This window comes from Dolichospermum sp. LEGE 00246 (assembly GCF_015207865.1).
GTDB classification, from domain to species: domain Bacteria; phylum Cyanobacteriota; class Cyanobacteriia; order Cyanobacteriales; family Nostocaceae; genus Dolichospermum; species Dolichospermum heterosporum.
Genome location: NZ_JADEWA010000204.1, coordinates 1 through 9,097 on the forward strand (window position 1 = coordinate 1; position 9,097 = coordinate 9,097).

The following is a 9,097-nucleotide window of genomic DNA, read 5'->3' on the forward strand; positions in this document are numbered from 1 at the left end:
GTCTAGGATAGCCAAAAAAACTAGATAAATTTAATTATTTTTTAATCCTTGCCATAGACTTTAAGACCATCCCAAATACCCATTACTCCAGGATAAGGGCTATGATAAACATTCTCCATTATTTGAATTTTCTCAATTAATCTTGGTTCAGAGTTTCCGACAGCAATTCCCTTTAATCCTGTTTCAAATAAGGATAAATCATTGAGAGTATCTCCACAAGCAATTGTATTATTAGCATTAAAATTTATTTCGGACAAAAACTTAAGGAGAGTTGGCCCTTTAGAAACTCCTTTTGGCATGACATCAAAATAAAAATAGATATCATAAGATGAAATAATGCAATCAAATCCAGCATCAATTACTTTTTGAATGGTGCTAGGTTGTAATATTGCAGAATCATAATAGTACGATACGCGATAATCTGGATTAACAGACTGTAGTTTTAATCCTGGTTCATTTGCTAATAGGTTCTTAACTTGTTCGTTGGCATTATCCCATTGTTTAATTATCCAATCTTGCACAGCAGAAATTGGCTCGAAGGTTTTACCATTTACAATAGTTGTTCCTACATCACCAATGATGTAGTCAGGTTTAGGGATGTGGGGGTTTTCAACTAGGAAGTTGCTGATCCAGTCTAGTTCTCTGCCAGTGACATACACTAAAAGAATACGATCTCGCTGGTTGTGAATATATTGATAAAATTCAGAGCGTTCTTGATGAGTACCACCTAAAAAAGTACCATCTAGGTCAGTTGCTAACAGTAATGAGTGATTAGAGTTCATCTTAAATAATTAACCTAAAATTAACCCACTGCGCGGTGTAAGTGCAAAATTGAGACTTGGTTGTGCTGCTTCATTATTCCAATTTACTGTACCATAACCATAGGTCAATAATACTTGATGAGGTTGTGATCGCCATGATGTTTGAATACTAACTTCTGCTGTTTCATTACCCGCATTTACCGCAATTATCAATACTTCTTTTAGTAAGATTCGCGCAAAAATGTAAACTTGTCCTTGAGCAAATAAAGTTTGATACTCACCAATTTTTAATGCTGCATAATTATGACGCAGTTTAATTAATTGACGATGATACTCTAAAATGTCTTGATCCCACTGTTTTTTATCAGGAAAACCTTTACGACAGTCGGGATCATAACCACCAGTTAAACCGACTTCATCGCCGTAATATATGCAAGGTGCGCCAGGAAAAGTAAATAATAGTAACGTTGCTAAATATAAACTGGGGCGATCACCTCCAGCTACATCAATGAACCTAGCTGTATCATGATTATTAATACCATTAAGTTGAGTTAATTGAATTTCCCACGGATAAAGTTGCAGTAATTGATTAATTTCTTCCCCATATTTAGCCGCATCTGCTGGTGGTGGTGGTGCATATTCAGCAAAATGACCTTTTACCTGGCGATCGCCGACAATAAAGGCAGTGGTAGCATTAAGAAAGGGTAAACTTGACACGCCATCAAATTGTGTGCCATCTAACCACTCAGTTGCATTCATAGGAATTTCTCCCACAATATAGGCTTCAGGATTAATTGCTTTGATTCTTTCCCGAAATTCTTGCCAAAATCCAGGAGTTTTGATGTAATCTGCCGAATCTAAACGCCAACCATCTGCACCACGTTTAATCCAATATTCACCTATACGCATAATATATTCGCGCACTCCTGAATTATTAGTGTTAAATTCGGGTAAAGCACGAAGATCACACCATGAAGCATAATTAGCAGGACGAGAATTATCATAAGGTGAGATAGGCCAACCTGTAATTTTAAACCAATCTAACCAAGGAGAATTTTGTCCATTTTCGAGAATATCATTGAAAAAATAAAAGCCTCTACTAGCATGATTAAAAGTTCCATCTAAGATAAGTTTAATCTTACGATGATGAGCTTCTTTAAGGAGATTGGTAAATGCTTCTTCACCGCCTAATAAGGGATCAATTTGATAATAATCAAGAGTATGATAACGATGATTACTGGCAGATGTAAAAATAGGATTAAGGTAAATTGCATTAATACCTAAATCTTGTAAATAATCTAGTTTTTCAATTATTCCCCAAAGATTTCCGCCTTTATAACCATGAAATGTAGGAGTAGTATTCCAGTCTTCTAAGGGTATATTAAGTAACCACTTTTGTTCAGTGGGAATACTTCGAGAAAAGCGATCAGGAAATATTTGATAAGTGATATTTATCGGTAATGGAGGAAGTGCAGCCGTAGCTAGTCATCAGGCTATTGACTACTGGCGTAATGGTAATATTCCCGCGATTTGCTTTAACGATGGTGCTTTGGTGACCTGTATTAGTAATGACTTTGGCTACGAACAAGTTTTTAGCAAACCCATTTCTACATTTGCTCAGTCTGGAGATGTTTTGTTTGCAATTAGTAGTTCTGGACAATCACAAAATATTCTTGCTGGTGTTTACCAAGCACTAAAAATGAATTGTCATGTGATTACACTTTCAGCCTTTCAACCTAACAACCCCTTACGTCAACTTGGACATCTAAATTTTTATGTTCCCACGATGTCCTATGGTTTTGCAGAAATCATGCACTTATGTATTTGTCACTGCATTATTGATGGCTTGGTAGAAGGTGCTTTACCTAGTGCAAATGTGGATAACTATCTCAGTTTAAATGAACTAAAAGCATCCTAAAATATTCATCCCATTTATATATAGAAGAAATTCTATCTGTGGTAAACAACAAGATTTAATGATTGCATATTAAATATATGTGACAAGAACTAGAATTGTAGACCTCTTTCTTCAAAAATTGTCAGATATCTAAACCTAGAATCATCAAGTAAATAATGATGTTCTAGTTCTGAATTGTTCGATTTTTCTGTGAACTTTTGTACCAAGATTAGCAATGAAATAAAGATGCAATTAGAAATATATAGAGAAAAAATTATTGACTTTGAAACTTGTGCAGAAGTATTCACTGTCTACCATCAAAAAGGACGGAAAATCGTTCTCTGTAATGGGGTATTTGACTTACTACATCCCGGACACATTGCTCATTTACAAGCGGCTAAAGCAATGGGAGACTTATTAGTAATCTCCCTAACTGCTACTCCTTATATTAACCGAGGACCAGGAAGACCAATATTTTCTGATGAGTTGCGTGTTAATTCTATAGCTGCTTTAGCTTGTGTTGATTATGTAATTTTAACTCCCGCCGTCACAGCTTTGGAAGTAATTGAGAAAGTGCGTCCTCATATTTACTGCAAGGGAGATGAATATGCGGAAACAGAGAAAGATGTAACCCACAATATTGATAAAGAAATCGCTCAAGTAAGAGCTTACGGAGGTGACATTCGCTATACTCAAGAAATTACTTTTAGCTCTACACGACTGATTAATAATTATCTTGATGTTATCCCTCCAGAATTAAAACGTTATGCCAATGATTTTAGTCAACAATATGCTTTTGAGGATATTAGAAATGCGATAGAAGCAATGCAGGATCTCAATGTTTTGGTGTTGGGGGATATTATTATTGATGAGTTTGTTCACTGTACAGTTCAGGGATTAACCTCAAAAGGAAGAGCGCCATCAACCCGCTTTGTGAAAAAAGAACAACATTTGGGGGGAGTTTTTGCGATCGCTAACCATCTCAGTAGTTTTGCCAAATCTGTCACCCTAGCTAGTACCATTGGTGATGAACCAGATGTACATCATTTGATTGCTAATCATATTGATGGTACGCTGCATCTTAATTTACATTGTGTAGAAAACTATTCTACAGTAACAAAGTGTCGTTATATTGAACAACAAGGGAAAACCAAGGGTTATACCCAATTATTTGCGATTAATTCCATAGACGAAGAAGGACTAGGACCCCAAGAACGAGAAAAACTTTTAGATGCTTGGGAAAAACTGTTAAAAAACTGCGATTTAGTGGTTTTGGCGGATTATGGTCATGGATTAATTGATGCTGAGGCAATTGAATTAATTCAATCACAAGCACCATTTTTAGCCTTAAACTGTCAAACTAATAGTGCTAATTACGGTTATAACCTAATTAGTAAATATAAGCGAGCCGATACATTTTGTGTAGATGAACAGGAAATTCGTCTGGCATTTTCTAATCGTTATGGTAATCGAGAAGAGTTACTAAAACGGTTGCAATATTATTTAGGGGCGCAACAAGGTTGGTTAACTTTAGGATCTGCTGGTTCTTTGGGAATTAATACTCATGGAGAGATGGAAATTACTCCGGCTATGACACAACAAGTCAAAGATACCACCGGGGCTGGAGATGCCTTTTTTGCCCTAGCCAGTTTGAGTGCTAAGTTAGATTTGCCTGTGCAGTTAGGATCATTTTTAGGAAATTTGGCCGGAGCGATCACTGCCAATGTTTTAGGAAATGAAAAGCCTGTAGACAAGGGACGCTTATTAAAGTTTGCTAAAACAATTTCCACATTTTAAAAGATAATTAAGGAGTAAATCAATGAATCCAATTCAACAAGTTTTAGTGACCGGCGGTGCTGGTTATGTAGGAGCTATTTTAGTTCCTAAACTTCTGCAAGCTGGATATGGAGTTAAGGTAATAGACTTGTATCTTTATGGCAAAGATGTATTAAATGCCGTTAAAGATCATCCTCATTTAGAAGAGATTGAAGGCGATATCCGCGATCGCCAACTTCTAGAAAAAATCATGCCAGGATGTGATGCTGTCATTCATTTAGCTTGTATTTCCAACGATCCCAGCTTTGAATTAGATCCAGACTTAGGCCGTTCGATTAATTACGATGCCTTTTTTGACTTAGTAGACGTTGCCAAAGATGCCGGAGTGAAGCGGTTTATTTATGCTTCTTCCTCCAGTGTTTACGGCATCAAAGAAATAGAAAATGTCACAGAAGACTTACCCTTAATGCCTTTAACAGACTATTCTCGTTATAAGGCTTTATGCGAAGAAGTCTTATTGAGTAAACGAGAACCAGGTTTTGTTACCTTAGTTTTGCGTCCTGCTACAGTCTGCGGTTATTCCCCCCGTCAGCGACTAGATTTAGTGGTGAATATTCTCACTAACCACGCAATTAATAATGGTAAAATTACAGTTTTTGGTGGTCAGCAAAAACGTCCCAATATCCATATTGAAGATATGACCGATCTGTATCTAAAATCTCTACAATGGTCAGATGAAGCGATTGACGGTAAAATATTTAACGCTGGCTATGAAAATCATACCTTGATGGAAATTGCCGAGATGACCCGTCAAGTAGTGGGAGAATCTGTAGAAATTATGACTACACCCACCGACGATCTGCGTTCATACCATATTTCTTCAGAAAAAATTAAGCAAGAACTGGGATTTGTCCCTGCACATACTATAAAGGAAGCGATCGAAGATTTAGCAGCAGCATTTAAAGCTAATCAAATTCCCGATTCTCTCACAGATACTCGTTACTATAACGTGAAAGTAATGAAAGAAATTAATTTCCGGTAAAACTTACCCCAAACAATCATCTGTAGGGAGGGTTTTAAACGGAACAGGCGAGCCTCATCAACTGCATTCCTAGTCAGAGACTAGGAACTAGATGTGGTAGGGATTTGAGCTTAAGTTGGCACCAATGAGCGCTGCTAAAACCCTACACATCTATATTTTTCGTAATCTTGTAAAAGTCCACCATCTTCTTTAGGGAACACCAAAAAATAAATTACCCAATTTTGTGGGATGGGCATCCTGCCCGTCCTTGATGATTAGCGGGCAATTCGTCCCGCACCACAAGAAATTTTTGGGTATTTTTTTAATTGGAAGTCCCTTAATCAGCTTCAGTAAACATCGCAATCAAGCGATTCGCTGGTTTAGCCATTGCCACATACAAACTTTTTGGTAAAGACCATTGATTACCGGGCTTATTGGGGTCAAGATAAAACTTGCATAAACCTTCAATAAATTGTTTCATTTTGGAGATTTCATAACCCCATGCTTTTAATGATGGTAAAACTTCCGTTTCTACTATTGTTAATAATTCATCTCGTTTGCTAGTTACTCTCATGGCATTAAAAATAGTCCATGCCATTTCTAATGCTTCCAGAGTACCATCATTACCTCCTTGATAAAACCATTCAATATCAAAATCAATCATTCGCACATTTCCCTGGGTATCAATCATTTCATTCCCAGTCCAGCGATCAGCATAAATAATTCCCTGTCTGTGAGCTAAATTCATTTCTTGTAGAACCTTCGGCAAAAACTTGACTTCTCCAGTTTCTAGAAATTCCAACAAAGTTTTCCCTGTTACATATTCAATCAGCATCCAATCTTGATCTGCATGGATTAATTTAGGAACTGGTAAGCCGACAGCTAATGCCCGTTTGATAAAATCAACTTCATCTCCAATATTTCTGAGTTTAAAAGAACCGCCATTTTGGATAAAGCCAGTGGCTTCATACATATACTGCATATAAGCATCACCAGCTTCAGTGGAAATATCCCGTCTGGCACGAAAAACGCAGCGATCTGTGGCTGTTGTAATCAATAAGATATGATTAAATAATCCTTCTGATTGGGGTTTTTCTATTGTTGCTGTTTTACCTCCAGGTAAATAAGCTAAAGCACTTTCCAATCCCTGAGCGATATTTGTTGGTAGTGTATTCTTTAAATTTTCTGCAATTGAATTTTTCATTAGCTTTAACCAATACTTAATTTTAAACTAATTGCTAAGAAATCAAAAAACTCAGCCAGAATTTGATCATAGTGAGAGGCAAATTCAAGCTGATTAATTTCCTCTCGACTAAAATAGGCTAATTTTTGTCCTTCGTGTAGGGTTATTTGAGAAATATCTAAATCCAGCCGAGTCCAAAAAATGTGTTCATCACACTCTTCCCAAAAATAAGACTTGAAAAAATTAACTTCATCGAGTTTTAGTTCCAATTCTTCAACTAATTCTCTACGAATAGCTGCTTCTGGAGATTCATTTTTCTCTATATATCCTCCCAGGAATGCCCAAGTATTAGGAAAAGGAATAGAGCTTTTATTATCTCGAAGTACAAGTAAAACTTGCTGCTGACTGTTGAGAATAATTATGTCAGCCCCTGGTGCTTCTCTCATTTCAAATTTCATTTTTAATAGTTGTCAAAAAAATTGCATTAACCCCAGTATCACTACTCAAAGATTTTGGTAAATAAACTAACATTGTCACCATTTTGGCAAACATAAATAATATAATGGATAGCCATAAAAGATAGTTGTTGTGAAAATACCAAGCTGCTATAACTGATGGGATAAATCCCAAACTAGCAGAGATCAAACTGACATTACGAACAATTTTCCCTTCGGCTAATCCTAAGAAATATCCTTCCAGCATTGAGGCAACAGAATTGAATATAAGTATGAAGCATAAACACCAAATATAGGTATCAATATGTTCAGTAATTTCCCTATGGTTGGTTAATATGCCAAAGACAGCCTGGGGAAAGAAAACACAAATTGTAGCTACAGTGAGTCCTATCAACAAGCTGCTGGCAACTGAAACTTTCAGCAAGGGTAACAATTTCTCTTTTGAATCTTTACCTTTCAAGTTTCCGCTTAAGGTTTCGGTAGCAAATCCCATTCCGTTAGTTAAGTAAACATTTAGATGTGTTATCTGTCCTAATAAAGAATTTTGGGTAAAGAGTATCGTTCCCATCATGGCACTTAGATTACTAAAAATAGTAAAGACAGACATCTCAGTTATAGTTCTAATCAAGATATCTCTATTGAGAGCCAACATAGTTTTCAACTCTGAAAAATCCATGATTTGTGGGCTAACTGCGCGGATTTCTTGCCACTGAACTTTCCGACTAGCTAAAAGGATGCCGATAAACAACATTAAGTATTGGCTAGATGCTTGAGATACTCCAGCCCCTACACTATTCCAACCCCATTGAATAATAAATAAGTAGTCTAAAATTATCTTGGCTGCATTGCCAATAACTGAAAGTACCACAACCTTACTATTCTCCTCTCGTCCCAGTAACCAACCAATGAGAACGAAGTTCAGTAAAACAGCAGGCGCTCCCCAAATGCGAGCATTGAAATAGTCAATGCCGGCAGCTTTAACATCAATATCAGCACTCAAGAGCGAAAAACCTACCTCTCGCAAAGGATACTGCAAAATTAACAGTACGATACCTAATCCCAAGGCGATTAAGCCATTGCGTAGTCCCACTAGCAGTGCAGCCTCTTGGTCATCTGCCCCCACAGCTTGAGCGGTTAACCCAGTGGTTCCCATACGTAAGAACTCAAGAATCAAATAGACGAGGTTAAACAAGATATTAGCTATGCAAACCCCTGCTAAGGCATCAATTTCTTGCAGATGACCCAAAAAAGCTACACTGATTAAACCCGCTAGAGGAATCATCAGGTTTGAAAGAATATTGGCGATCGCAAGACGGTAGAAACGAGGGAGAAAGTCATACTGTTCTGTTCGTGTTAAGTTCATGAGTTAATTCAGTATTTAGCTTACTGGTTGGATTTTAGACCGAGTTGAGTCGAGATATAGACGAATTTGTTACCCGCTTGAGTTCCTCGATTCTTAAGTCCTCATCAGCAGTAGAATTGTCAACAAAGGTATTTTCTTGCCCATAATTAACACTTCGGAGTGCAGGTTCTGGTATTTCAGTATCCGGTATTAAATTATCAACAAAGCCACTTATCCACCCATTATTACTACCTTGAAGCAGTGGTTTTCCTGAAACTGGATCTATCTGTGTGCCATTCCCAACAAACGCGCTCTGTAACGCGTTGTTAACAACTTCCTCTGCTGGTTCTGGTGTTACCATAGCTGGGGTGCCATCCTCAACAGAATCTATTTGCCCCCCGTTATTGCCATTTGGGGTTGATGTTTTTGGTAAAACAGGGGATTGTTAATCGCCAAAAGCCTGAAACGACGGATTTTCGTTCATGCACATCATGGTTAATTTGTACAGTGCGTAAGTACTAGTAACAATCTTTTTCCGTTCTATAAAACTTACCCAAAATTACCAAAATCTAGACACATCTGGACAGCGATAATTTTGGTGTTTACTTTCTGCTTCATCGTGGTCTTAGAATGACTTCTAAGAGGTTTTTCCACTCGACAGA

General features: G+C 37.2%; 9 protein-coding genes. 3 read left to right on the forward strand and 6 right to left on the reverse strand.

All coding sequences use genetic code 11. From position 1 onward, the window contains the following. Nucleotides 1-41: 41 nt before the first annotated feature. On the reverse strand, nt 42-782 hold the full coding sequence (locus IQ228_RS14295; RefSeq protein ID WP_027401730.1) for an HAD-IIB family hydrolase: 741 nt from the start codon (nt 780-782) through the stop codon (nt 42-44). 9 nt (nt 783-791) lie between these two features. Then, nucleotides 792-2,216, reverse strand: coding sequence for a glycoside hydrolase family 13 protein (locus IQ228_RS14300; protein ID WP_193963267.1), 1,425 nt, complete (start codon nt 2,214-2,216; stop codon nt 792-794). On the opposite strand from IQ228_RS14300, the gene IQ228_RS14305 reads away from it, so the two are divergent. From IQ228_RS14305 to IQ228_RS14315, 3 genes are all read left to right on the forward strand, one after another. After that, nucleotides 2,206-2,679: an SIS domain-containing protein gene (locus tag IQ228_RS14305; protein ID WP_370566896.1), complete on the forward strand. Its 474-nt coding sequence runs from the start codon at nt 2,206-2,208 to the stop codon at nt 2,677-2,679. The two genes, IQ228_RS14300 and IQ228_RS14305, sit on opposite strands and share 11 nt — an antisense overlap. Before the next feature lie 225 nt (nt 2,680-2,904). Then, nucleotides 2,905-4,455 carry a PfkB family carbohydrate kinase gene (locus IQ228_RS14310; protein WP_027401735.1) on the forward strand — a complete coding sequence of 517 codons (1,551 nt, stop codon included), beginning with the start codon at nt 2,905-2,907 and terminating at the stop codon, nt 4,453-4,455. A gap of 22 nt (nt 4,456-4,477) precedes the next feature. Further along, nucleotides 4,478-5,476, forward strand: a complete 999-nt coding sequence (locus IQ228_RS14315; protein ID WP_027401736.1) for an NAD(P)-dependent oxidoreductase — start codon at nt 4,478-4,480, stop codon at nt 5,474-5,476. 316 nt (nt 5,477-5,792) lie between these two features. Here IQ228_RS14315 and IQ228_RS14320 read toward each other — a convergent pair whose 3' ends face one another. Genes IQ228_RS14320 through IQ228_RS14335 form a run of 4 tightly spaced genes read right to left on the reverse strand, consistent with a single transcriptional unit; the run spans nt 5,793 to nt 8,796 of the window. Next, the gene (locus IQ228_RS14320) at nt 5,793-6,659 is read right to left on the reverse strand and encodes a protein kinase (RefSeq protein WP_015078136.1); all 867 of its coding nucleotides are present in this window, start codon (nt 6,657-6,659) and stop codon (nt 5,793-5,795) included. Nucleotides 6,660-6,664: 5 nt separating this feature from the next. Further along, on the reverse strand, nt 6,665-7,096 hold the full coding sequence (locus IQ228_RS14325; protein WP_228043877.1) for an NUDIX domain-containing protein: 432 nt from the start codon (nt 7,094-7,096) through the stop codon (nt 6,665-6,667). After that, nucleotides 7,086-8,456: a guanitoxin biosynthesis MATE family efflux transporter GntT gene (gene gntT, locus IQ228_RS14330; protein WP_027401738.1), complete on the reverse strand. Its 1,371-nt coding sequence runs from the start codon at nt 8,454-8,456 to the stop codon at nt 7,086-7,088. The genes IQ228_RS14325 and gntT overlap by 11 nt, the downstream gene beginning before the upstream one ends. Nucleotides 8,457-8,490: 34 nt before the next feature. Next, the gene (locus IQ228_RS14335) at nt 8,491-8,796 is read right to left on the reverse strand and encodes a hypothetical protein (protein ID WP_027401739.1); all 306 of its coding nucleotides are present in this window, start codon (nt 8,794-8,796) and stop codon (nt 8,491-8,493) included. Nucleotides 8,797-9,097 lie beyond the last annotated feature (301 nt).